The organism is Nocardioides sp. NPDC054178 (genome assembly GCF_055585005.1).
The window spans coordinates 786344-810871 of record NZ_JBVJKY010000002.1 but is presented as its reverse complement, the minus strand read 5'-3'; the positions used below and the strand labels follow the sequence as shown (position 1 = coordinate 810871).

General features: G+C 70.6%; 22 protein-coding genes. 13 read left to right on the top strand and 9 right to left on the bottom strand.

All coding sequences use genetic code 11. The annotated features are described in order from the left end of the window. Positions 1-29 precede the first annotated feature (29 nt). Positions 30-995 carry a glutathione S-transferase family protein gene (locus ACZ6WN_RS10585; protein WP_465864595.1) on the top strand — a complete coding sequence of 322 codons (966 nt, stop codon included), beginning with the start codon at positions 30-32 and terminating at the stop codon, positions 993-995. Positions 996-1009: 14 nt separating this feature from the next. On the opposite strand, the gene ACZ6WN_RS10580 is transcribed toward ACZ6WN_RS10585, so the two are convergent. Next, entirely contained in the window at positions 1010-1612 is a 603-nt protein-coding gene (locus tag ACZ6WN_RS10580) for a hypothetical protein (protein ID WP_465864594.1), read from the bottom strand. A gap of 172 nt (positions 1613-1784) precedes the next feature. Between ACZ6WN_RS10580 and pdhA the strand changes: the two genes are divergently transcribed. The 4 genes from pdhA to ACZ6WN_RS10560 all read left to right on the top strand — a co-directional run bounded on the left by pdhA (position 1785) and on the right by ACZ6WN_RS10560 (position 6935). After that, positions 1785-2921 (top strand): pyruvate dehydrogenase (acetyl-transferring) E1 component subunit alpha, encoded by a 1137-nt coding sequence (gene pdhA, locus ACZ6WN_RS10575; RefSeq protein WP_465864593.1) that lies wholly within the window; start codon positions 1785-1787, stop codon positions 2919-2921. After that, a complete protein-coding gene (locus ACZ6WN_RS10570) occupies positions 2918-3892 on the top strand; it encodes an alpha-ketoacid dehydrogenase subunit beta (RefSeq protein WP_465864592.1) in 975 nt (324 codons plus the stop codon). Before pdhA ends, ACZ6WN_RS10570 begins: the two co-directional genes overlap by 4 nt. Continuing rightward, positions 3886-5220, top strand: coding sequence for a dihydrolipoamide acetyltransferase family protein (locus ACZ6WN_RS10565; protein ID WP_465864591.1), 1335 nt, complete (start codon positions 3886-3888; stop codon positions 5218-5220). The genes ACZ6WN_RS10570 and ACZ6WN_RS10565 overlap by 7 nt, the downstream gene beginning before the upstream one ends. A gap of 113 nt (positions 5221-5333) precedes the next feature. Next, positions 5334-6935 (top strand): calcium-binding protein, encoded by a 1602-nt coding sequence (locus ACZ6WN_RS10560; protein ID WP_465864590.1) that lies wholly within the window; start codon positions 5334-5336, stop codon positions 6933-6935. An 84-nt stretch (positions 6936-7019) separates the two neighbouring features. Here ACZ6WN_RS10560 and ACZ6WN_RS10555 read toward each other — a convergent pair whose 3' ends face one another. The 4 genes from ACZ6WN_RS10555 to ACZ6WN_RS10540 all read right to left on the bottom strand — a co-directional run bounded on the left by ACZ6WN_RS10555 (position 7020) and on the right by ACZ6WN_RS10540 (position 11942). After that, positions 7020-8678 carry an ABC transporter permease gene (locus ACZ6WN_RS10555; RefSeq protein ID WP_465864589.1) on the bottom strand — a complete coding sequence of 553 codons (1659 nt, stop codon included), beginning with the start codon at positions 8676-8678 and terminating at the stop codon, positions 7020-7022. Continuing rightward, complete coding sequence (locus ACZ6WN_RS10550; protein WP_465864588.1) at positions 8675-9622, bottom strand: ABC transporter ATP-binding protein; 948 nt, start codon at positions 9620-9622, stop codon at positions 8675-8677. The genes ACZ6WN_RS10555 and ACZ6WN_RS10550 overlap by 4 nt, the downstream gene beginning before the upstream one ends. Before the next feature lie 55 nt (positions 9623-9677). Next, positions 9678-10349, bottom strand: coding sequence for a TetR/AcrR family transcriptional regulator (locus ACZ6WN_RS10545; protein ID WP_465864587.1), 672 nt, complete (start codon positions 10347-10349; stop codon positions 9678-9680). An 81-nt stretch (positions 10350-10430) separates the two neighbouring features. Beyond that, a complete protein-coding gene (locus tag ACZ6WN_RS10540; RefSeq protein WP_465864586.1) occupies positions 10431-11942 on the bottom strand; it encodes a carboxyl transferase domain-containing protein in 1512 nt (503 codons plus the stop codon). 119 nt (positions 11943-12061) lie between these two features. Between ACZ6WN_RS10540 and ACZ6WN_RS10535 the strand changes: the two genes are divergently transcribed. The 6 genes from ACZ6WN_RS10535 (at position 12062) to nagB (ending at position 18450) form a co-directional block, all read left to right on the top strand. Then, positions 12062-13189, top strand: coding sequence for an LLM class flavin-dependent oxidoreductase (locus ACZ6WN_RS10535; RefSeq protein WP_465864585.1), 1128 nt, complete (start codon positions 12062-12064; stop codon positions 13187-13189). A gap of 363 nt (positions 13190-13552) precedes the next feature. Beyond that, positions 13553-14008: an HNH endonuclease gene (locus ACZ6WN_RS10530; protein ID WP_357340551.1), complete on the top strand. Its 456-nt coding sequence runs from the start codon at positions 13553-13555 to the stop codon at positions 14006-14008. Between the two features lie 153 nt (positions 14009-14161). Further along, positions 14162-15280 carry an ROK family transcriptional regulator gene (locus ACZ6WN_RS10525; RefSeq protein ID WP_465864584.1) on the top strand — a complete coding sequence of 373 codons (1119 nt, stop codon included), beginning with the start codon at positions 14162-14164 and terminating at the stop codon, positions 15278-15280. Next, the gene (locus ACZ6WN_RS10520) at positions 15280-16740 is read left to right on the top strand and encodes a glycoside hydrolase family 3 N-terminal domain-containing protein (RefSeq protein ID WP_465864583.1); all 1461 of its coding nucleotides are present in this window, start codon (positions 15280-15282) and stop codon (positions 16738-16740) included. Before ACZ6WN_RS10525 ends, ACZ6WN_RS10520 begins: the two co-directional genes overlap by 1 nt. Next, positions 16737-17651: an ROK family protein gene (locus ACZ6WN_RS10515; RefSeq protein WP_465864582.1), complete on the top strand. Its 915-nt coding sequence runs from the start codon at positions 16737-16739 to the stop codon at positions 17649-17651. Before ACZ6WN_RS10520 ends, ACZ6WN_RS10515 begins: the two co-directional genes overlap by 4 nt. Before the next feature lies 1 nt (position 17652). After that, on the top strand, positions 17653-18450 hold the full coding sequence (nagB, locus tag ACZ6WN_RS10510; protein ID WP_465864581.1) for a glucosamine-6-phosphate deaminase: 798 nt from the start codon (positions 17653-17655) through the stop codon (positions 18448-18450). Here nagB and galT read toward each other — a convergent pair. Next, on the bottom strand, positions 18447-19541 hold the full coding sequence (gene galT / locus ACZ6WN_RS10505) for a galactose-1-phosphate uridylyltransferase (protein WP_465864580.1): 1095 nt from the start codon (positions 19539-19541) through the stop codon (positions 18447-18449). The two genes, nagB and galT, sit on opposite strands and share 4 nt — an antisense overlap. 96 nt (positions 19542-19637) lie before the next feature. Here galT and ACZ6WN_RS10500 point away from each other — a divergent pair, with 96 nt between their 5' ends. Together ACZ6WN_RS10500 and ACZ6WN_RS10495 are read left to right on the top strand one after the other, a co-directional pair. Continuing rightward, the gene (locus ACZ6WN_RS10500) at positions 19638-19946 is read left to right on the top strand and encodes a hypothetical protein (protein WP_465864579.1); all 309 of its coding nucleotides are present in this window, start codon (positions 19638-19640) and stop codon (positions 19944-19946) included. A gap of 4 nt (positions 19947-19950) precedes the next feature. After that, positions 19951-20706 (top strand): hypothetical protein, encoded by a 756-nt coding sequence (locus ACZ6WN_RS10495; protein WP_465864578.1) that lies wholly within the window; start codon positions 19951-19953, stop codon positions 20704-20706. A 2-nt stretch (positions 20707-20708) separates the two neighbouring features. Here the strand turns inward: ACZ6WN_RS10495 and ACZ6WN_RS10490 are convergent, their stop codons facing one another. The 3 genes from ACZ6WN_RS10490 to ACZ6WN_RS10480 are packed head-to-tail and all read right to left on the bottom strand — an operon-like array spanning position 20709 to position 24395. Next, the gene (locus ACZ6WN_RS10490) at positions 20709-22262 is read right to left on the bottom strand and encodes a serine/threonine-protein kinase (protein WP_465864577.1); all 1554 of its coding nucleotides are present in this window, start codon (positions 22260-22262) and stop codon (positions 20709-20711) included. After that, positions 22259-23596 (bottom strand): FHA domain-containing protein, encoded by a 1338-nt coding sequence (locus ACZ6WN_RS10485; protein ID WP_465864576.1) that lies wholly within the window; start codon positions 23594-23596, stop codon positions 22259-22261. Before ACZ6WN_RS10485 ends, ACZ6WN_RS10490 begins: the two co-directional genes overlap by 4 nt. Further along, positions 23589-24395: a PP2C family protein-serine/threonine phosphatase gene (locus ACZ6WN_RS10480; RefSeq protein ID WP_465864575.1), complete on the bottom strand. Its 807-nt coding sequence runs from the start codon at positions 24393-24395 to the stop codon at positions 23589-23591. The genes ACZ6WN_RS10485 and ACZ6WN_RS10480 overlap by 8 nt, the downstream gene beginning before the upstream one ends. Positions 24396-24528 lie beyond the last annotated feature (133 nt).

Genomic DNA, 24528 nt, shown 5'->3' with positions numbered 1-24528 from the left:
AGGATTCAACCACCACGTAGGGTGAGCCCATGCAGGAGAAGGCGACGTACGTCCAGCCAGGCAACGAGTTCAACCGGGACATGAACTACATCCCGGACCGGATCACGCGAGACGCACGGACACCCGAGTTCGGTCCGACCGACGTGCCGTTGTGGCCGGTCGAGCCGGGCCGCTACCGGCTGATCGCGGCCGCCGCCTGCCCGTGGGCCAACCGGGCGATCATCGTCCGCAACCTGCTCGGCCTCCAGGACGTCATCTCCCTCGGCCTCGCCGGACCGACGCACGACGCCCGGTCGTGGACCTTCGACCTCGACCCCGGCGGCGTCGACCCGGTGCTCGGCATCGAGCGGCTGCAGCAGGCCTACTTCAAGCGCTACCCCGACTACCCGCGCGGCATCACGGTGCCGGCGATCGTCGAGGAGGCCTCCGGCGAGGTCGTCACCAACGACTTCCCGTGGATCACCCACGACTTCTTCCACGAGTGGACCGACTTCTTCGCCGACGACGCGCCCGACCTGTGGCCGCGGGCGCTCCGCGAGGAGATGGACGAGGTCAACCAGCGGGTCTTCACCGAGGTCAACAACGGGGTCTACCGGTGTGGCTTCGCCGGCTCCCAGGAGGCGTACGACGCGGCGTACTCACGTCTCTTCGCCGCCCTCGACTGGCTCGAGGAGCGGCTCTCGGGACAGCGCTACCTGGTCGGCAACCAGCTCACCGAGTCCGACATCCGGCTCTTCACGACACTGGCCCGCTTCGACGCGGTCTACCACGGCCACTTCAAGTGCAACCGGCAGAAGCTCGTCGAGCTCCCCGCTCTGTGGGCCTACGCGCGCGACCTCTACCAGACCCCCGGGATCGGCGAGACGCTCGACTTCGAGCAGATCAAGCAGCACTACTACATCGTGCACACCGACCTGAACCCCACGCAGATCGTCCCCGCGGGCCCCGACCTCTCGGGCTGGGACGAGGCGCACGGGCGCGAGTCGCTCGGCTGAAAGAAACTTTTCTTTCAGCCGACGTAGTTGGTGCGCTGACGCTGTCTCGCGGCGCCGACCGCGCTGAAGTACGCCGAGGACGGCCGCAGCCACAGCAGCACCAGGATCGCGACCACCAGGAGCGGGTCGAGGACAGTGAGCACGACGTTGCCGGCCGACGTCGGCATGGTGGCGCCGCCGAGCGCGGCGTTGCCGGCGACGTTGGCCAAGCTCGACATGCTCCCGGCGAGCGAGAGCGCGCCGAGAATGGTGGCGACGATGCGTGCCCAGTGACGGCCCTTCCCGTTCATGACCGCCATCCAGATCCACAGGCCGAGGGTGATCAGTGCCAGGACCGCGCCGCCGATCTGGATGATCGGGACGAACACGTCCGCCATCTCCCTCGCGTCGAGGACGGACGGGTCGTACGTCGGCTGCTTCTCCATCTCCGTCACCAGCAGCGACTTCATCTCGGTGGTGTCCATGGTGAGCAGGAAGACCGCCGAGACGATGCTCAGCAGGCCGCCGATCCACATGCCGATGACGGCGTACGTCAGTGTCTTCGGCCGCTCGGTGGGAGCCGCGGGTGGGGCGGCGGGGGCCGGATAAGGCTGCTGGTAGCCGTAGGGATCGGACATCTGCGCCTCCGTGGCCGGGTGTGGGGCTGTGACTCTAGCCACGGGCCGTCGCACCGACCACCACAATTCCTCGCGGCCGAGTACCTTGGTGAGTGCCACGTGTCGCGGGTCACAAGTCCGTGCGCGGGCGTGTGCCAGCGGTGGCAACCCCACCCCGTGTGAAGGAAGCGTGATGACTGAATTTCTGGATCCGAGTCCCAGCCACACCGACATGGTGCAGCTGTTGAACCCTGAGGGAGAACGGGTCTCGCACCCGGACTTCGAGTTCTCACCCGACCGACCCGAGGACGAGGCCGTGCGCGGCTTCTACCGCGACATGGTGCTGACCCGCCGCCTCGACGTCGAGGCCACCGCGCTGCAGCGCCACGGGGAGCTGGGCCTATGGGCGCAGCTGCTGGGCCAGGAGGCGGCGCAGATCGGCGCGGCTCGTGCGCTCGCACCCCAGGACTTCGTCTTCCCGACCTACCGCGAGCACGGCGTGGCCTGGTGCCGCGACGTCGACCCGATGCAGCTGCTCGGGCTCTTCCGGGGCACCGACCAGGGTGGCTGGGACCCGAACGAGCACAACTTCGGGCTCTACACGATCGTCATCGGCGCCCAGACGCTGCACGCGACCGGCTATGCGATGGGCGTGCAGATGGACGGCCTCGTCGGCACCGGCGACCCGACCCGCGACACGGCGGTCGTGGCCCACTTCGGCGACGGCGCCTCCTCCCAGGGCGACGTCAACGAGGCGATGGTCTTCGCCGCCTCCTACAACGCCCCGGTGGTCTTCTTCTGCCAGAACAACCAGTGGGCCATCTCCGAGCCGGTCGAGCAGATGGTCAAGGTGCCGCTCTACAAGCGCGCCCAGGGCTTCGGCTTCCCCGGCATCCGCGTGGACGGCAACGACGTGCTGGCGACGTACGAGGTGATGAAGTCGGCGCTCAAGCGGGCCCGTGAGGGCGGTGGGCCGACGATGATCGAGGCCTACACCTACCGGATGGGTGCCCACACGACCACCGACGACCCGACCCGCTACCGGGTCTCCGACGAGGTCGAGGCGTGGAAGCTCAAGGACCCGATCGCCCGCGTCGAGGCCTACCTGCGCCGCGGCGGCGGCGCCTCGACCTCCTTCTTCGCCAAGGTGGAGGCCGAGGCCGAGGAGTTCGGCGAGCGCCTGCGCGCCGGGATCCACGCCCTGCCCGAGCCCGATCCCGTACGCCTCTTCGACAACGTCTACACCGAGCTGCCGCCGGAGCTGCGCGAGCAGCGTGACGGCTATGCGGCGTACCTCTCCTCCTTCGACCTCGAGGGGGCCTCGCGATGAAGATGACGCTGGCCAAAGCGCTCAATGCCGGGCTCCGGCGGGCGATGGAGGACGACGACAAGGTCGTCCTGATGGGGGAGGACATCGGCCGGCTCGGCGGTGTCTTCCGGATCACCGACGGGCTGCAGAAGGACTTCGGCGAGGCGCGGGTCGTCGACACCCCGCTGGCGGAGTCGGGGATCGTGGGCACGGCGGTCGGGCTCGCGCTGCGGGGCTACCGGCCGGTGGTGGAGATCCAGTTCGACGGGTTCGTCTACCCGGCCTACGACCAGATCGTGTCGCAGGTGGCGAAGTTCCACTATCGAAGTGGTGGCCGGGTCGCGATGCCGATGGTCATCCGGATCCCGTTCGGCGGCGGCATCGGGGCGGTGGAGCACCACAGCGAGTCGCCAGAGTCGCAGTTCGCGCACACCCCCGGCCTCAAGGTGGTGGCCTGCGCGGACCCGGTCGACGCCTACTGGATGATCCAGCAGGCGATCGCGCATCCGGACCCGGTGATCTTCCTGGAGCCGAAGCGGCTCTACCACTCGACCAAGGCCGATGTCGACGTCGACGGGTCGCCCGGCCCGCTATTCGCCTCGCAGGTCGTGCGGACCGGCACGGACCTGACCATGCTCGCCTACGGACCCACCGTGAAGACCGCGCTGACCGCCGCCGAGGCGGCCGCGGGGGAGGGCAAGTCGGTCGAGGTGATCGACCTGCGGACGCTCTCGCCGCTCGACATGGCTCCGGTCTACGAGTCGGTGCGGCGTACGGGGCGTGCGGTCGTCGTCCACGAGGCCCACGTCAACCTCGGCCTCGGCGCCGAGCTCGCCGCCCGGATCACCGAACACTGCTTCCACTCCCTGGAGGCACCGGTCCTGCGCGTCGGCGGCTTCGACACGCCCTACCCGCCGGCGCGGGCCGAGGAGTACTACCTCCCCGACCTCGACCGGGTCCTCGATGCCGTCGACAGGAGCCTCGCATGGTGAACGAGTTCAAGCTTCCCGACGTCGGCGAAGGCCTCACCGAGGCCGAGATCGTCGAGTGGCACGTCGCCGTCGGCGACGTCATCAAGGTCAACGACCCCGTCTGCGACATCGAGACCGCCAAGTCGGTCGTCGAGCTCCCGTCGCCTTACGCGGGGGTCGTCCAGGAGCTTCTCGTCGAGGTCGGCACCGAGGTCCAGGTCGGCACCCCGATCATCCGTATCGGCGACTCCGTCGAGGCGTCAGCCCCGTCGCCCGAGCCCGCCGAACCTTCGTCGGTCGAGCCCGCCCAGCCCCCGTCGGTCGAGCCCGCGAGCGCAGCGAGCGGTGTCGAGACCAACACGGTCGCTCCCGACGACGACAAGCCCCTCAACCTGGTCGGCTACGGCGCCCGGGAAGAGACCGCGGTACGCCGCTCCCGCTCGATGTCCGCACCGGTTGCCGCTGCGGCAAATGGTGTCCTTGCCAAGCCGACCGCTCGAAAGGCTGCCCGGGACCGCGGGATAGATCTGTCCAGCGTCACGCCCGCTCGGGCAGACGGCGTGATCACCACTGCGGACCTCGACTCCGTCGGTTCCGACACGCGCTCCTTCGCACCTCAGGAGCCAGGCTCCACCAGCGGTGGTGAGCGTCGCGAGCCGATCAAGGGCCTGCGCAAGCAGATGGGCCAGGCGATGGTCGACTCGGCGTTCACGCTGCCGCATGTGACCATCTGGACGACGATCGACGTGACCCGTACCTCCGAGCTGGTCGCCGGTCTCAAGGCCAACCGCGACTTCGCCGAGGTCCGCGTCAGCCCTCTGCTGGTCGTGGCCAAGGCGACGCTGCTGGCGATGCGGCGTACGCCGATCATCAACTCCTGGTGGGACGACGCCGCTCAGGAGATCGTCTTCAAGGAGTACGTCAACCTCGGCATCGCGGCGGCCACCCCCAGGGGCCTCCAGGTGCCGAACGTGAAGGGCGCCGACCGGATGTCTCTGGTCGAGCTCGGCGCCGCGATCAACGAGCTCACCGATGTCGCCCGCACGGGAAAGACGCCGCCGGCCGACCAGGCCGGCGGGACGTTCACGATCACCAACATCGGTCCGTTCGGCATCGACGGCGGCGCCCCGATCATCAACCCGGGCGAGTCCGCGATCCTCTCCGTCGGTGCGATCAAGCGACAGCCCTGGGTGGTCGGCGAAGGTGACGACGAGCGCATCGAGCCCCGCGACGTCTGCACCCTCGCGCTCAGCTTCGACCACCGCCACATCGACGGCGAGGCCGGCTCCCGCTTCCTCGCCGACGTGGCCAGGATCGTCGGAGACCCGAGCACGGCCCTGTTGTTCTGACCCGTTCGACAATCGCCCCACAGAACGCCAATTCGCTACCTCGAGGGGTATCGGATCTGGCACCATCCTCAGGCCCGCGCTGACGCGGGCCTGAGGATCTTCTGGAGGCAGGAATGGTGCTCCTGACGGGGCGCACGCTGCTTGCCGGGATCGTCGCGATGGCCGCCTCGGCGACCGTTCTCGTGGCGAGTCCCGCGAGCGCGGCGACAACATCCACCGGCGTACGCTGCACGATCGTCGGTACGTCCGGAGGTGATGTCCTGAAGGGAACCTCCCGGCGCGACGTCATCTGCGGCCGGGGTGGCGGCGACATCATCTACGGCAAGGGCGGCGACGATCTGATCGATGCCGGGTCGGGCGGAGATCACATCTACGCCAGCTACGGCGCCGATCGCGTCCTCGCCGGGAGCGGCGAGGACTGGATCCACGGTGGTGGCGGCCCGGACAGCCTCAACGGCGGCACCGGGCAGGACAACATCTGGGGCGAGGACGGCGGTGACGTCATCTCGGGTGGCGATCACTTCGACGTGATCTCCGGCGGAGCCGGCGCGGACCGCATCTACGGCGGCGGTGCCGGAGACAGCATCAGCGGCGGGACGAGCGGAGACACCATCTCCGGAGGTGCCGGAGCCGACTCCGTCAGCGGCGGCGACGGCAACGACTCGATCTCCGGTGGAGACGGCAACGACCGGCTCGCCGGCAACAACGGCGACGACCAGCTCCATGGGAACAACCACTTGGACACCATCAGTGGAGGCCCGGGTCAGGACCGGCTCTGGGGCGACGGTGGAGCTGACACTCTCAACGGTGGAGATGGCAACGACAGACTGGTGGGTGGTGCCGGGTTGGACGAGGTCCACGGCAACGCCGGCACCAACACCTGCTACTACGACATCTACGACATCTTGAGCGGCTGTGGCTACGACAAGGCTCCGCCGAGCATCGTGTCCGTCTCGGCCACTCCGTCGACCGTCGACACCACCTCTGCGGACGCGAAGGTCAGGGTGCGGGTGCACGCGAAGGACGACCTCAGCGGCGTCAAACGGATCCAGGGCCATTTCGTGGCCTCGTCCGTCAATGGCTCCATCTACATGGCCACCATGTCACTCGTGTCTGGCGGCACCCGAGACGGATGGTGGGAGTACATCCTCACCGTTCCCCGATTTACGCCTGCCGGGCCCATGGAACTGCAGTTGTGGGTCATGGATCGCCACGGGCGTGAGGTCGGGCTCACTCGCGACATCCTGACCATCACGAACACCGACCCTGACTCCGATGTGCCCACGGTGAGCATCTCAGCGCTCACGCCGCCGAGCATCGATGTCAGGACGGCATCGAAGACGGTCAAGGTGTCGGCCCGGGTCCGTGATGCCAAGTCCGGAGTGGATAGTGTCAGTATCTGCCTTAAACGACCGGGAACTTCCGCGCCATCGGATCCTTTTTACATCAGCGTTGCCTGTGAAGAGTCGGTCACGCGTACGTCGGGGACGGTTCGAGACGGAGTCTGGACCACGTACCTCACGATTCCGAAGGGATCGGTCGGCGGTGTCTACAACCTCGATGTCTACGTCGAGGACCGCATTGGCAACGTTGCCGATTGGATGGGCCCGGAGGCGTACACGCAGTTCGTGAACAGCGGCGGGAGCTGGCCCGTCGAGGTGTACGAGCTCAACGCTGCGATGAGCCGACTCCAGGTGCAGGGCACCGCCGGGTAGTTCGGACCTGCCGAGACGTCAGCAACGCCGGTCGAGTGTGCACCTTGGTGCCCACTCGACCGGCGTACGTGACTTCTCGGCAGGTCAGCCGTGGATGTCGCGGCGGCGGAAGCCGACCATGGACACCAGGAGCAGCGCGGCCGCGACGGCGCAGAGGCCGAGGGTGTGGCTGAGGGGCTGCGGCTCGAGCATGGTGTTCTCGATCCACCAGAACGGGGACAGGCCGCGTACCCAGTCGGGGAGATCGAGCACGTCGGCCAGGATGAGCACCAGGAACATCCAGCCGAAGACGGCCCAGCAGACCGCGCCGGCCGCCTGCGGCACCCAGGCGTAGAGGGCCAGCGCGAGCGTGACGATCACCAGGACCGCGGGGACGTAGGCCAGGGCGAGCACGGTGAAGTCACCGAAACCGACCTCGTCGACGCCGGTGGCAGCAGCACCCAGTCCCATCGCCCAGATCCCGGAGACCAGCACGACCAGTGATCCGAGTGCGGCGATGAGAGTGTTCGACAGCAGCCAGCGAAGCCTGCCGAGGGGCTTGGCCAGCACCAGGGCAGTCCGGGTGGCGTCCTCCTCCGCCTTGACCCGCAGGGTCATGATGATCGCGTACGCGGCGGCGCCGAAGGCGGAGTAGGCGGCGATGAACGCGGCGAAGGTCTTGATCATGTCCTCCGCGCCGCCCTTGACGAGTTCGGCGTAGATCGGGTTGTCGCCGACGGCCTCCAGCATGTTCGGGACCTCGCTCAGGATCGAGCCGGTCGCGAACCACATCAGCCCGAGTCCTACGGCGGTCCAGAACAGGCCGGTACGCTGCCGCACCCAGGCCAGGGCAACCGGCCCGCTGAGCAGCGGCGAGGCGTCGGCCCGCCCGCGGCGTACCTTCACCATGCCGGCGCCGAAGTCACGGTGGGAGCCGAGGAAGGCGGCGACCGCGAGCAGCGCCAGCGCGACGGCCGCGGCGATCCCCAGGGGCCAGACCCGGGTGTCCACGAACACCCTCGTCTGGTGCACCCAGGCGATGGGGGAGAGCCAGGACAGCGGGCTGCCCAGGGGCTCCTGGATGTCGCCGACGACCCGCGCGACGTAGGTGGCGCCGAGGACGGCGAAGGCCATGCCCATCGCGCCGCCGCTGCTCTCGGAGAGCTGGGAGGTCACCAGCGCGACGGCTCCGTAGACCAGCGCCGCCAGGGCGATCCCGAAGGACATCACCGCCGAGTCGACCGGGTCCAGGCCCATCGCGACCAGCGCCAGCAGGCCGACGGTGGCGATGACCAGGTTGGTCAGCGCGACCTCGACGATGACCGCGAGGGAGGGGGCGTGGCGGCCGAGCACGCCGGCGCGCATCAGCTCCGATCGGCCCGACTCCTCCTCGGAGCGGGTGTGGCGGACGACCTGCAGGATCGTCATGACGGCGAGAGCGACGACCATCCACAGGATGAGCTCGTTGGCGACCGCAGCGCCCATCGTGTAGTCGTCGAGGCCGTAGCCGGGGCCGGCCATCGCGATCATCGCGGGGCTGCTCAGGGTCACCGCGCGCGCGGCCCGCGCCTCGGGGTCGTCGTTCAGCACCGCGTACTCGCCGCCGGGCGCCAACGAGACCAGGTAGAGGATCGCGACGATCAGGGTCCACACCGCGATCCGCACCCGGTCGCGTCGGAGCATGAAGCCGATCAGGTGCCCGGTGCCGGTGAAGGAGTCCAGGAGTCCCGCCTTCGGGACTGTGGCCGTGGCTGCCGCGCTCACTTCGCGTCCTCGGTCTCGGTCTCGGCGATCACGTCGCCGTAGTGGCGCATGAACAGCTCCTCCAGCGAGGGAGGCGTGATGGTCAGACCGTGCACGTCGAGCGTGGTGAGCGTCTTGAGCACCTCGCCGACGGAGGCGTTGTCGACGTCGAAGGCCACCCGGGTCCCGGCGCCGTTGGGGTTGATGACCAGGTCGTTGACCGCCGAGATCGTACGCAGCCTCGATGCGTCCCCGCCGACGGTGGCGACGACGGAGGAGCGGGTCAGGTGGCGCAGCTCCTCGAGCGTGCCGGACTCGACGGCGACCCCGGCACGGATGATCGTGACGGTGTCACAGACCTTCTCGACCTCGCTGAGGATGTGGCTGGAGAGCAGCACCGACGATCCCGCGGCCTTGGCCTCGCGGGCGTACTCGGTGAAGACGGCCTCCATCAGCGGGTCGAGGCCGGAGGTGGGCTCGTCGAAGATGTAGAGGTCGGACTCGTCGAGGAACGCGGCGACCAGGGCGACCTTCTGCCGGTTGCCCTTGGAGTAGGTGCGCGCCTTCTTGGTCGGGTCGAGGTCGAACCGCTCCAGCAGCTCGGCCTTCCGCGCCTTGCGCTTGGCCTTGTCGCCGCCCGGCTTGAGCCGGGTGAGGTAGTCGATGCACTCGCCGCCCGACAGGTTCGGCCACAGGTTGACGTCGCCGGGGACGTACGAGATCCGCTTGTGCAGCTCGACCGCGTCCCGCCAGACGTCGCCGCCGAAGAGGCGGGCGGTGCCGGCGTCGGCGCGCAGGAGCCCGAGCAGGACCTTGATGGTGGTGGACTTGCCGGCGCCGTTGGGGCCGAGGAAGCCGGCCACCTGGCCGTGCTCGACGGTCAGGTCGAGGCCGTCGAGGGCCTTGAAGGAACCGAAGGACTTGTGCAGGCCCGCGATCTCGACCGCGGGGATGGTGTCGGACATGGGAACTCGCTTCCGCGTTGGGAGGGTAGGAGGACGTACGCCGACCGGCCTGGCGTCATGCGGACGGGGGCTCGGTCGCGGCGTCCTGCGGCGGGTCCGGGACGTAGAGCAGGTATTCGTCGAGCATGCGGCGGGTGGTGAAGAAGCCCTCGGTGTAGAGCTCGATCATCGGCAGGTAGGTGGTCGCCAGGAAGCTGCGCACCAGACCGCTGATGTCGCTCGGGTCCTCGGGCGGGTCGAGGGTGATCTCGAGCATGAGCGTGCCGAGGGCGGACAGGACGAGATAGCGGGCACGGGCCGCCTCGTCCCGGCTGGGCTTGACCAGGCCCGCCTCGACGCCGTGCTTGGTGTAGCCGACGGCGTCCTCGACCATCTGCTCGATGAACGTGCGCCCGACCGGCCCGCCGTCCTGCAGCGAGCGGAGTACGTAGCCGAGCATCGGTGCGTACTCGTCCGCGGCGGCGAACCGGTGCAGGATGCTCTGACCCGAGGCGAGCTCGTCGATCGTGGCGTTCTTCGACGAGCGGATCTCGGCGAGCACCGTCTCGTCGCACTCGGCGTGCAGCTCGTCCTTGGAGCCGAAGTGGTGGATCACCAGGGCCGGGCTGACTCCGGCATCGGTCGCGATCGAGCGGACCGAGGCGCCGAAACCGTCCCGCGCGAACCGCAGCACCGCCGCATCGCGGATCCGCTCACGGGTCGTCTGGTCGGCAGGGGCTGAACGCATGTTTAATGCTAAACACGTGTTCAGTCGGAGCGCAAGGGTAAATGCCGAAGCCGGCGCGCGGCGGCGTGTCGGTCGCGCCGATCAGCCTGCGTAGCGAGCGGCGCGGGCGGTCGGTTCGCCCGGGCCGGAGGCGAGCAATGCGAGCAGCTCGTCCTCCAGGATCGCTCCGACGCGGCGACAGAATGCCTCCGGCTCGTCGGCGGCATCGGGGGACTCCGCGACGATCCGGTCGACCACGCCGATCTGCCGGAGGTTCACGGCGAGGACCCGCTGCGCCTCGGCCATCTCGGCGGCGTGGTCGGAGTCGCCGTGCACGATCGCGCTCGCGCCCTCGGGCGGAAGCGGGGAGAGCCAGGCGTGCTGGGCCGCGACCACCCGGTCGGCGGGGAGGAAGGCGAGGGCACCGCCGCCGTTGCCCTCGCCCAGCATCAGGCTGAGCGTCGGGGTCTCGACGTTGACGAGAGTCCCCAACGTACGCGCGATCTCGCCGGCGATGCCGCCGTTCTCCGCCTCGGGGGAGAGGGCGGCCCCGGGGGTGTCGATGACCGTGACGACGGGGAGCCCGAGCCCGGCGGCGAGCTTCATCCCGCGCTGTGCCTCGCGCAGCCCCTCCGGCCCGAGCGGCTGATGAGCCTGCTCGCGCCGATCCTGGGCCAGCACCAGGCACGGCGCCGACCCGAACCGCGCCAGCGCGATGATCAGGCCAGGATCGCGCTCGCCCTGCCCGGTGCCGTTGAGGGGTACGACGTCCGAGGCTGCGATCCGGAGCAGCGCCCGTGCCCCTGGCCGGTCGGTACGCCGGGACCGGGTGATCGCGTCCCAGGTGTCGACCGCCGAGAAGTCACCCCCGTCGGTCGAGGCGTCATCCGCTGACGTCTCGGCCGACGTACGTGACGCCTCGGCCTGCGTCGCTGACTTCTCGGGGCGCAGGGCCAGGATGCCCAGGACTCGGTCGACGAGCCCGGCGAGCTCGTCGGGAGGTACGACGCCGTCGACGAGCCCGTGGGCGAAGAGGTTCTCCGCGACCTGGACGCCGGAGGGGAAGGGGCGGCCGTTGAGGACCTCGTAGACCTTCGGGCCGAGGAAGCCGAGGAGCGCTCCGGGCTCGGCGACGGTGACGTGGCCGAGCGATCCCCACGAGGCCATCACGCCGCCGGTGGTGGGATGGCGCAGGTAGACGAGGTAGGGGAGGCCGGTGGCCTTGTGGCGGGTGACCGCCTCGGCGATGCGCACCATCTGCACGAACGCCGGTGTGCCTTCCTGCATCCGGGTCCCGCCCGAGGCCGGGCCGGCCAGCAGCGGCAGACCTTCGCGCGTCGCCCGCTCCACGGCCGCGATCAGTCGATCGGCCGACGTGCGCCCGATCGACCCGGCCAGGAACCGGAACTCCGAGAGCACCACGGCCACCCGGCGCCCGGCGATCCGGGCCTCCCCGGTGACCACCGACTCGTCCGTCCCGGCTCGCTCCCGGGCTTTCGCCAGGTCGGCCGCGTACGCCTCGGGGAGATCGCCGTACGTCGGCGGGGTGTCCCAGGACGTCCAGGTCCCGGCGTCGAGGACGAGATCGATCAGCTCGGCAGAGGTCAGGCCCATGCCGGGACCATACCCCGAGTTGGCTCATTGGCTGAGCCTCTGTCCGCCGATGGACACCGCCCGGCATAGTCCATAAAGACCATTAACATTCATGGGAACGCCTGATGAAGGAGTCCGGAATGACCGACCCCCACGCCCCCGAGTTCCTCTGGTACCTCCCCAACTTCGTCGAGGCCGGCCACCGCGGCGACACCGCATCGCCGGAGGACGGCTACGGCACCCTCGACTACCAGGTCGGCCTCGCCGAGGCGGTCGAGGACGCCGGCTGGACCGGTGCCCTGCTCGGCACCAGCTGGGGGAGGCCCGACACCTTCACCGTCGCGACCGCCCTGGCCGCGCGGACCACGACCTTCGAGCCGCTCATCGCGATCCGCCCGGGCTACTGGCGCCCGGCCAACTTCGCCACCGCGGCCGCGACGCTGGACCAGCTCAGCCAGGGTCGGGTGCGGGTCAACATCGTCTCCGGTCAGGACGACCTGGCCGCCTACGGCGACCGCGAGGACTCGCGCGCGGCTCGCTACGCGCGGACCAAGGAGTTCATGCGCCTGGTGCGGCGGCTGTGGACCGAGGAGGGCGTCACCTTCGACGGCGACCACTTCCAGGTCACCGGATCGACCATCACCCCGCGCCCCTACGCGACGGCCGGCCGCCCGCACCCCCGGCTCTACTTCGGCGGCGCCTCCCCGGAGGCCGAGGCGGTGGCCGCGACCGAGGCCGACGTCCAGCTCTTCTGGGGTGAGCCGCTGGACGGCATCGCCGAGCGGGTCGAGCGCCTGCGCGGCCTGGAGCAGTCACTCGACCGCGACCTCGAGCCGCTCGAGTTCGGGCTGAGGATCACCACGCTGATCCGCGAGACCCGCGAGGAGGCCTGGCGCGACGCGGAGGAGAAGGTGCGCCGGATGGCCGACAACGTCGGCGACCGCGAGTTCCGGCGCAGCGGCCGGGCAGCGGTGGGGCAGAGCCGCCTCCTCGACCTCGCCGACCGTGGCGACGTGCTCGACGACTGCCTCTACACCGCCCCGGGACGCTATGGCGGAGGTGGCGCCGGAACCACTTGGCTGGTCGGCTCCGCGGACGACGTCGCCGCCGCGCTGAGTCGCTACCAGGAGCTCGGCGTGACCCACTTCGTCCTCTCGGACACGCCCTACCGGACCGAGGTCGCCAGGGTCGGCGAGGCGCTGATCCCGAGGCTCCGAGACACGGCCCCGGTCGCGCTAACGGGTCCAAACGGCGTACGTCGGGCGTAGTTAACCGGAAAGACACGCTCCTGACCTGGGAAAACCGTTGGTAGGTGGAGGGTGTTCGCACTATTCTGGTAGCACCCGGCCCCACCGCCGGGCAAATTCACCTGACCTCTTTGAAGGGCCGACGCATGAGCACGCAGCACAGGACCACCGCCCCGGCGGCCTGGTCGCTGACCGCTGCGCACGAGCGCGACCCTCATGCCCGCGGGAGCCGACAGTGACCTGGGTGCATAGCTGCACCGGATCACTCCGGGCCGCTCCTGCGAGACATGTCTGTCTCGTCGGGGCGGCCCTTTTTGTTCAGTCCGGTGTTCCCGTCCGATCTGCACGCGATCTCTATCCGACTCTCCTGGGAGGTAACCGAGTATGACCACGACCATGGGCGCCGTGACCCTGTATAACGCCTCCTTCGAGCCGCTCGGAAGGGTCTCGTTCAAGCACGCCGTGCGGATGCTGTTCCGTGAGGTGGCGGTGGTTCACGAGCAACAGGGCGACAAGATGATCGGGCCACATCCATGGCCCAAGGCGGTGCGGCTGGTCCGCTACATCGCCATGCATTGGATGTACCGGCCGGCCGGCTACTCCCGCGAGGGAGTGCTCAAGCGCGACCAGCATCGTTGTGCCTACTGCGGCGGCCAGGCCCGCACCATCGACCACCTGCTGCCACAGTCGCGCGGCGGCAGATGGACGTGGATGAACACGGTGGCGGCATGCGGCAGGTGCAACGGCCGCAAGGGCAACCGCACCCCTGAGGAGGCCCACATGGTCCTCCGCATCGAGCCGTACGTCCCGACCCGTGCTCAGCTTGCTGCCATCATCTGACCCGCCGAGAGGTCAGTTTTCGGTGCCGAACGCTCCGGAAACTGACCTCTCGATGGCAGAAATTGACCCTTCGGCGTCAGAATGTGACTTCTCGGCGAGGAAAACGTCGTGTCGACTTGACGCATCATTAATAAGTACGATGGACTAACAAACATGTCCAAGGCGAGACGGCGTACGTTGCGGCCGATCGGGAAGCTGCTGCAGGAGGATGCGCGGCGGCATCACCGATCCCTGGTGCTCCAGCACCTCTTCGCGGTGGGTCCGGCGAGCCGCGCCGACCTGGCTCGAGCCTCCGGTCTGACCCGCGCGACGGTCTCCGATCTGGTGGGCAGCCTGCTCGAGGACGGGCTCGTCGAGGAGCTCGGTGCCCCGGTGGAGAGCCGGGTCGGGAAGCCGCCGATGCTGGTCGGGCTCGCCGCCGACGCCACCCACATCGTGGCCATCGACGTCTCCGGCGACGACCAGGTCGCCGGTGCCGTGCTCAACCTGACCGGCGACGTCATCCACCGCACCACCAGGTGCCGGGAGGGCCGCACCGGGAGCGAGGCCGTACGTCTGGTGAAGCAGCTGGTCACCGATCTGATCGCGAGCACCGACCGGCCGATCCTCGGCATCGGGATCGGCAGCCCCGGTGTCGTCGCGGCCGACGGCACCGTGGTCGCCGCACCCAACCTCGGCTGGACCGACGTCGCCCTGGCCGAGCAGGTGCGCCGCGAGACCGGCCGACCGACGTACGTCGCCAACGACGCCAACACCGCGGTGCTGGGGGAGTACACCTTCGGCCAGTCCGGCGACGGCGGCCTGATGCTCGTGCGGGTCGGCACCGGTGTGGGTGCGGGCCTGGTGCTCGAGGGGGCGCTGCTGCACGGGTTCGTCGACGCCGCCGGTGAGGTCGGGCACGTGACCGTCGACCCCGAGGGGCCGCTGTGCGCGTGCGGCCGCCAGGGCTGCCTGGAGACCTTCCTCGCGGTGCCGCGCCTGCGGGAGCGCCTCGAGACAGCCCACGACGACGCGCTCGTGGAAGCCGGCGGACATCTTGGAAAGGCATTGGCCCCTGTGGTCGGAACCCTCAATCTTCACGAGCTGGTCCTCTCCGGGCCGGCCGACCTCCTGGACGGACCGCTGCGCGAGACCGCCGACCGGATCATCCGCGAGCGGACGATGCCGGTCAGCGGCGAGCCGCTGGAGTTCCGTACGTCGACGCTCGGCGAGGACGTCGTCATCGTCGGCGCCGCGGTGCTCGTCCTCGCCGGCGAGCTGGGAGTGTCGTGATGACCTCCCCGACCGCAGTCGAGACCCTGGCGCTGCGCGTGCAGGTCTCCGCCTTCGCCGGCCCCACCCTGCCCGTCGGCTACGCCGAGCTGCTCCGCGAGGGCCTGGGCGGCATCTGTCTGTTCGGGACCAACACAGCCGGCCCCGACACCGACCCCGGTGAGGATTCCGTACGCCGCCTGGCGGCCGAGATCAGGTCCGCCTCCGCTGAGGGCGGCTGGGCGCCGGTGATCACCATCGACGAGGAGGGTGGGGACGTCACCCGGCTCGAGGCGCTCACCGGCTCCTCGGTGCTCGGCGCCGCCGCCCTCGGGGCGGCCGACGACCTGGCGCTGACCGAGGAGACCGGCCGGGCGATCGGGGTGCGGCTGGCGCGCGCCGGCATCAACCTCGACCTGGCTCCCGTCGCCGACGTGAACTCCAACCCCGACAACCCGGTGATCGCGACCCGGTCGTTCTCCCACGACGCCGGCGTGGCCGCCAAGCACGTGGCCGCCTGGGTGCGGGGCCTGGAGTCGACCGGCGTCGCCGCCTGCGTCAAGCACTTCCCGGGCCACGGTGACACCGGCCAGGACAGCCACGTCTCCCTCCCCGTCCTCGACGCCTCGCTGGACACGCTCCGCGAGCGTGAGCTGGTCCCGTTCCAGGCGGCCGCCGAGGCAGGAGCGGCGTCGGTGATGACCTCCCACATCCTGGTGCCCGCGTTGGACGATGAGCTGCCCGGCACGCTCTCGGCGCCGGTGCTGGGGCTGCTGCGCGAGCTGGGCTACGACGGGCCGATCGTCTCCGACGCCCTCGACATGGCCGGTGCGTCGGCGAGCCGGGGGATCCCGGCCGCCGCGGTGCTCTCGCTCGCGGCAGGTGCCGACCTGCTCATCCTCGGCCCCGAGAAGCCGCCTTCGCTGGTCCGCGACACGACCGCCGCGATCGTGGCCGCGGTCGAGTCCGGTGAGCTGCCGCTGGAGCGGCTCCAGGACGCGGTCGCCCGCGTCGACAGGCTGCTCGCCGACCTCGCCGGTGCGCACCGACCCGGCGCCGCGCTCGACCCCCGGTTCGAGGAGCGCTCGATCGAGGGCGCTCGCCGGGCGCTCGCGGTGGCCAGCGACCTCACCGAGATCCCGGACCTCGCCGGTGCCCGGGTCGTGACCGTCGACACCGAGGCCAACATCGCCGTGGGCGACGTGCCCTGGGGGCTGCCGCCGGACATCGTCATCCGCCCCGGCGACCCGCTCCCGGAGCTCCCCGACGCACCGCTCATCGTGCAGGTGCGCGACGCGCACCGCCGTCCCGAGGTCGGCCGGACCGTCGCCGAGCTGCCGGGAGCCGCGGTGCTGGTGGAGTGGGGGTGGCCCGGGGCGTACGACGGACCGGGGTTGCCACGACTGTGCCCCCAGGGGTTCTCCCTGCCGGGCGTGGCTGCCGTGACCGAGGTGCTGCGACGATCGGGCTGGAGCCGGTGAACGGCGTACGGGTCGGCCTCGACATCGGCGGCACCAAGATCCACGGCATCGCGATCGGTGCGGACGGGGCGGTGCTGGCCGAGGACCGTGCCGCCACCACCCCCGGCGGCGAGGGCGTTGTGAAGAGCGCGGCCGCGGTGGTCGCGAGCCTGCGTGACGCGCTCGACGGCGGCGAGATCTGCTCGATCGGGGTCGGCATCCCCGGCATCGTCGACACCCGCGCCGGCACCGTGAAGCATGCGGTCAACCTGGGCCTGGACGGCGACGCCTTCCCGCTCGCGGAGCTGCTCGGCGCACGTACGGGAGCGGTCGTCACCCTCGAGAACGACACCAACGCGGCCACCCTCGGCGCGCACGCCGTCGAGGACGTCGACGACCTGGTCTACCTCTCGCTCGGCACCGGTCTGGCCGCCGGTCTCTATCTCAGCGGGGCGCTCCGCCGAGGCTTCCACGGCGCCGCCGGAGAGGTCGGGCACCTCCCGGTCGACCCGGAGGGCCCGGTGTGCGGGTGCGGCCAGCGCGGCTGCCTCGAGCTGGTCGCCTCCGGTGCCGCGCTCGCGGCCGCCTGGCCGACGTCCACCGGCCACCCCGCCGCGGCGCTCTTCGCCGCCGCGGCCTCCGGCGACCCGGCGGCCGTCATCGTGCGGGACCGCTTCGCCGACGGCGTCGCTGCCGCCGTACGCGCCCTCGCTCTTGCCGTCGATCCCGAACGCGTCGTCATCGGCGGGGGCGTCGCGGCGGTCGGGGAGCCGCTGCGGGAGGCGATCGCGGTCGCGCTCGCCCGGCAGACCGAGACCTCGCCGTTCCTCGCCTCCCTCGAGCTCGCCTCGCGCCTGCGGGTGGTCTCCGCCGCCCCGGTCGCCGCCATCGGCGCCGCCCTGATCACTCCGATCACCCCGACGAAGGACTGACATGGAAGTAGTTGTCCTCGAGACCCCCGCCGCGGTGGCCGCCCTCGCCGCGGACACGATCGAAGAGGTCGTACGCAGCCGGGCGGCCGCCGGCACCCCGGCCGTGCTGGGGCTCGCCACCGGCTCGACACCGCTGGCGACGTACGAGGAGCTCATCCGGCGCGCCCGGGACGGTCGCGGGCCGTCCTACGACGGCGTGGAGACGTTCAACCTGGACGAGTACGTCGGCCTTCCCGACGGCCACGAGCAGTCCTACCTGGCGACCATCCGGCGCGAGTTCACCGACGCGATCGGCATCCCGCCCGAGCGGGTCCACGGACCCGACCCGACCGAGGAGACCCTGCCGACGGCCGGGGAGCGCTACGAGGCCGCGATCGTGGCCGCGGGCGGCATCGAGGTGCAGATCCTCGGCATCGGCTCCGACGGACACCTGGCCTTCAACGAGCCCGGCTCGTCCCTGGCCTCGCTGACCCGGATCAAGACGCTCACCGCGAGGACGCGCAAGGACAACGCCCGCTTCTTCGGCTCACCAGACGCGGTGCCGCGCCACGTGCTCACCCAGGGCCTCGGCACCATCACCCGAGCCGGCCACCTGCTGCTCCTCGCCACGGGGGAGGGCAAGGCCGAAGCGGTCGCCGCCGCGGTCGAGGGCCCGGTCTCGGCGACCTGTCCGGCCTCGGTCCTGCAGCTCCACGGCCACGTCTCGGTCCTGCTGGACGAGGCCGCGGCCTCCCGGCTCGTACGCCGCGACTACTACCGCGAGGTCTACACCGGGAAGCCCGACTGGCAGGGTCTCTAGAGGGCCTCGCGGAGCCGCTCGGCGGCGGTCTCCGGCGGGATGTCGTTGACCCAGAGCGCGACGCCGGACTCGATGCCGGCGAGGTACTTCAGCCGCCCGGGCGCCCGCCGGATGGTGAAGATCTCGGTGGCCAGGTGCCAGGTGTCCTCGCGGCCGGTGGGGGCCTGCTGCCAGCCGGCGATGTAGGGCACCGGGCCGGCGTCGTCGAGCCCGTCCATCCGTCGCAGGCACTCCTGGTAGAGCGCGGCGAGGTCGTCCATCTCGCCGGCGGTCAGTCCCGGCAGCGAGCCCACGTGGCGCCGCGGCACGACCCGGATCTCGTAGGGCCAGCGGCCGGCATAGGGCACGTACGCCACGAACGACGCGTTCTCCGCCACCACCCGCGACCCGTCGGCGATCTCGTCGGCCAGCACCGCGCACTGCAGGCACTCGCCGGTCGCCTCACGGTGGGCGTCGGCGGCGTTCGCGAGGGACTCGATCCGCGGCGGCAGCACCGGCATGGCGTAGATCTGCCCGTGCGGGTGCTGCAGCGTCACCCCGATCTCCTCGCCGCGGTTCTCGAAGCAGAAGACGTACGCCACCTCCGGCATCGCCGTCAGCTGCTCGGTGCGGTGCGCGAGCGCGGCGAGCACCGTCCGCACCCGCTCGGGAGGAAGGTCGACGAAGCTCTGCTCGTGGTCGCTGGTGAAGCACACGACCTCGCACCGACCACGCCCCGGCTGGGAGACGAACGGCTCCCCGGTCGCCTCGCCGACCGCGACCGTCGACAGCGCCGGGAACCGGTTCTCGAAGGCCACCACGTCGTAGCTCTCGGCCGGGATCTCGGTGAGCCTCCCATCGACCGACGGGCACAGCGGGCACTCGTCCGACGGCGGCTTGAACGTACGCGTCTGGCGGTGTCCCGCCACCGCCGTCCAGGTCGCGGTCAGCCGGTCCCAGCGCAGCTGCGACCCGCCCGCCCGCGGCTCCAGCGGCCGCTCGTCGTGCACCGACCGCAGCATCGGCTGCTCGTCGAAGAACCAGATCTCGCGCCCGTCCGCCAGCTTCGCTGACGTGGCCACAGGGGTGTTCGGCGCAGGGGTGCTCGGCATGCGCCCAGTATCGCCTGCGAGACCTCGGCCGCGACGACCGGATGCGGCCAGTGCCGTTCGTTGCAACACTACATAGATCTATGTAGTGTTGCGGACATGAAGGAGACTCGTGTGCCGATGACGGCCGCCTCCCGGATGGGAGTGTCAGCCCTGGCCGCGAAGAGCGCCGAAGGGCGAGTCATCCTGACGAGCCACGGTCGTGCGGTGGCCGTGATCGGCTCTGCGGAGCATCTCGACGCGGACCTCCGGGCGCTGCGAGAGGCCACGGCTCGGGTGCTCGATGCGGCGGCCGACATCGTCTCCTCACGTGGCGAGCTGTTGTCTCTGGAGGAGACCTGCGAGCGGCTCGGTGTCGATGTGGACCGGGTCCGTGAGCGGGCCGCTGCACATCGCGACGTCGCCTAGACCCGTGCGAGCAGGCGAAACGTTTCCGGACGACCAGGCGTACCTCGAGTTCAACGATGCGTTCGTCGAGTCGCTCGAACCGCTGACGATCGCGCAGCGCGAGTCTCTTCTGGCTGACGTCGTCGCGCTCTGTCGAAACCCGGCCGGTGCCCATCCGCTCAGCAACCGGGGCGGGCAGAAGCTCGCGGGATGGAACACTCTCGACGTGCTCCAGAAGGAGTACCGGGTCGTCTTCGCCAGTCGCGTCGACGTGGTCAACGGGGTGTCGGTCGGAATGATCGAGGTGCTGGTCGCGGGGCCGCGTCGGGCAGAAGCGGCGTACGACATGGCGGCCGCACTCGTTCGCTCGGGGCGCATCGACCCAGACCTGATGACCGAGGTCTGGGAGGTGCTCGCCCTGGTCGAGGTGGTTGCCGAGGACGTCGGGCTCGACGGCTGGGACTACCGTCCCGAGCCGGCGCCCCCGGGCATGGTCAAGGCTGCCGTCGTGGCCGGGATCCTCGATGAGACGACGGCGACGAACCTGTCGAAGGACGAGCTCGAAGCCGCGATGACGCACGGTTGGGACGCAGTCGGCAACCCGGACCCGGTCGCAGCCCTCGGGGCGGCGATGCGACGTGCCCGCGCAGGCGTCGAGCCGCTCGACCTGACCCGAGTCATGTCCGGGCGTCGCGAACCACGCTGCGGAGCCATCCTCAAGCGCGCGAAACGCCCCTGCATCCGACGTGAGGGACATCCCGGACCCCACCGGTCCAGCTAGTCCTACGTGGACACACAGGCCTGGGCGGCGCCCTGGGAGACGTTGCCGTTCTCGCCGAGGGAGCGGACCTGGATGCAGACCTTGGTGGCTCCCTCGAGGCGTACGACCGCCTTGGGGCGGTCCACGCTGCCGCTGGTGGAGTTGTCGCCGACCCACTTGTAGCCGGTCGCGCCGGGGACACCGGACCAGGTGAAGACGGCCCGGTCGCCCTTGAGCGTGCCCTTGACCTTGCCGGGCGCGGCGGGGCCGGTGACGCCGGGGAGGTCGGTCTCGACGGGCGGGGGCGGGACCTCGTCGGGCTTCTCCTCCTTGCCGCTGCGGGAGAGCATGATGCCGATGACGGCGGCGACGAGGAAGAGGACGACGACGCCGATGATCGCCGGGGTCTTGCTGCGGGACTCGGCCGGGCGCGCCCCGGTGAGGACGGACGGGCCCTCCTCGGTGCGCGGGTAGCTGAACCGGGTGCGGTCGGCCGAGGCCGAGGCGGCGTCCGGGAAGTGCGCTGCCTGGACGGGCGGCGGAGGCTGGGCGATGACCTGCGAGGGTGGCTTGACCTCGGTGACCAGCTCGGCCTCGGGGTCGGAGGGCGGAGCCGGCAGATGCCTGCGGCCCGAGCCGGTCGTCGGGCCCTCGCCGCGAGAAGCCGGCACCGTCGGGACCACCGGGATGGAGCCGGAGCCGCCGGCGTCGCGGTCGAGGACCTGCACCTCGGTGCGTCCGAGCCGGAGCTCCTGCTCGATCCGCTGGAAGTGGCGGGCCAGGTCGAGGGCAGTCCGCGGCCGGTAGGTCGGGTCCTTCGCCATCGCCTGCTGCAGCACGCGGTCGAGCGAGGGCGGCACATCCGGGCGTCCGGTCGCCGGGGGAGCCGTGTGCAGGATGCGGGAGAAGACGGCGCGGTCGGAGTTGTTGCCCCGCTCCGCGAACGGCGAGCGGCCCACGAGCAGGTGCCACACGGTCGCGGCCAGCGAGTAGACGTCGGAGGCGACCGAGCCGTTGGACGCCGAGGTGAGGACCTCGGGCGGCGACCACGGCAGCGAGACCCCGATGTCGCCCTCGTCGTCGCGCGGGCGGCCGGCGATGCCGAAGTCGGCCAGGCCGGGCACGTCGTAGCGGGAGAGCAGGATGTTGGACGGCTTGATGTCGCGGTGGATGATCCCGGCGCGGTGGGCGGTCTCGACCGCCGACGCCATCTGGATCCCGAAGCGCAGCGCGTCCTGCACCTTCATCGGGTTGTTGCGCACGCGAGCACCGAGGTCGGCGTTGGGGTAGTAGCCCATCACCAGGTAGGGGCGGCCGTCCGGCGTCTCACCGGCGCTGTGCACCGGCACGATGAACGGGTGCTCGGCCAGCTCCGCCATCACGGCCGCCTCCGCGGCGAACTGCGCCCGCTGCGCCTCGGCGAGGTCGGAGGACCGCATCAGCTTCACCGCGACCCGGACCTTCGGGTGGTGGCGCTCGTAGAGGTAGACGTCGGCGAAGCCGCCCGAGCCGAGCCGGCCCAGGCAGGTCATCCCCGGGAGCTCGGGGCCGAGCTCGGGGTGTGGCGTCTGTGTCACCCGAGAACCTCATAGGTCAGGTTGATCGAACCGGCGAGGCTCACCACGGCACCGGGCTCCAGGGCGTACTCCTCCATCGGGCGCATCTGCTGCGGCCGCCCACCGGGCAGGGTCAGGTAGGATCCGTTGGCGGAGCCGAGGTCGCGGACGAGCACCTGCCACTCCTCCAGTCGCACCTCGGTGTGCAGCCGGCTGATGTCGGGCAGCATCACCTTCACCAGGTGCGGAGGTACGCCACCAGCCCCCGTGTTGCCGCTGGCATCCGCGCGCGGCGACCGCCCGAAGACGGCACCTCGGTCGAGGATGACGACCCGGCCGTCGCCGAGCTTGAGCTGGCCCAGCGCGGGGCGCGGGACCGAGACCGGCTGCTGGTGCGGCGGCAGCGCCAGCCGGCAGATGCGGCAGGTCGGGGAGTAGGGCGGCGAGGCGTGGCCCTGCGGGCAGTAGACCGCCCACACCGTCGGCCCGCCGACGGGCGGCACCGGGGTCGGCGTCGGCACGTCGCGGACCCGGGTCGCCATGTCGTTGCGCGGGCTGGGCGCAGGCGCGGGCATCGGGGGCGGAGGCACGGCTGGCGGCGAAGCGGGCGGCGTCGCCGGTGGGGGCGAAGGCTGCCGGTCCGGCGGACCCCAGGCGTTCGGGTCGGGCTTCTTGGCGCCCTTCTTGCGCCACGGAAGCCCGTCGATGATGCCCTTCTTGGACTCCTGCGCGGGCTGGGACGGGGCCACCGGAGGCGGCGGCACCGCGGTCGGCGGCGGGCTCTGGAACGACGGCACGTTCGGCATCGCCGCAGGGGGTGCGGCGGGCGGCGGCGAGGCAGCGAGGTCCGAGCGCCGGATGGTGTGGTCCAGCGGCGGTGCCATGGTCGAGTCGGTCTGTACCTGAACGTAGAAGTTGGGGTCGAAGACGACGTCCAGCGAGCGCGCGTGGGCGGTGTCGATCAGCGGCTGGTCCTCCTCCATCCCGCCCCAGGCCCCGTTGGCCAGCTCGGCCCGTTCGGGGACGGCCGCGAAGTGGCCGTCGGCCCACCTGCCGGAGACGTCGATGCCGTCGATGAAGACCGGCACCTCGTTGACGACGGCGGTCACCTTGGCGGGCGAGCGCACGGCGTACCGCACCCTCGGGCCCTCGCGTCCGACCAGTGCGAAGCCGGGGGCCCGCGGCCCGTCGGCCGAGAGCAGTCCGGCGATCGCGTCGACCGGATGGGGGTCTCTCAGTGCGGCCTGGACGCCGCCGACCCGCGGGTCACCCGGGCCGAGCTGCACCAGCGCCCAGCACCGGTCGCCCTGCAACGCGAGCCAGTGCCCCACACAGTAGGTAGCGGTATCACTCATGGGACGACGAGACGTCCCCGGTAGATCGAGCAGAGTCCGTCGGGGCGGTGAAGAGCGAGGGCGGGGGCGTCACGAGTACCACAGTGACATTGTCGCGCCCGCCCGATGCAACCGCAGCGTCCACCAGCCTCTGGGCCAGGTTGTCGATGCTTCCGCCCACGCCGAGCGTCCTGGAGACGATCTCGTGGATCTCGTGGTCCTCGAGCTCTCCGGTGAGGCCGTCGGAGCAGAGCAGGAAGAGGTCGTCGGGCGAGACGGCGATCAGCCAGGTGTCCGCCTCGGGGGACGGGTAGGTGCCGAGCGACCGGGTGATCACGTTGCGCAGCGGGTGGACTCGAGCCTCCGCGGCGGTGATCATCCCCGCCTCGACCATGACGGCGACCTCCGAATGGTCGATCGTCACCTGGATCACGCCGGCCGGTGAGAGCCGGTAGACGCGCGAGTCGCCGACGTTGAACACCAGCCAGTGGGGCGCACCCTCCGCCTCGACGAGCGCCACGCCGGTCAGGGTCGTGCCCATGCCCTGCTTCTCGGAGTTGCGCGCCGCCTCCGAGGTGATCGCGGAGTTGGCGGCGTGGACGGCGTCCTGGATGTCCTCGGGGACCGGGCAGATGGTCGCGAAGCGGCTCTGGAAGGTCTCCACCGCGAGGGCACTGGCGACGTCGCCGCTGGCATGACCGCCCATCCCGTCGGCGACGACGGCCACCGCGGGCAGCATGACGAACGAGTCCTCGTTCACTTCGCGGACCCGGCCGACATCAGTCGCCCCCGCGGCACGCAGGGCTGGGTAAGCGGTCATGCTGTTCCTTTGCGGTGCCGATTATCGAGAACATCCCAGGCAGGATGCGAAATAGTGGTGCTGGAAGCGGACACTTTAGAACATCCCGTACGGTATCGGTGAGCGTGTTCACTGAGCCGTGTGCCACGTTTGG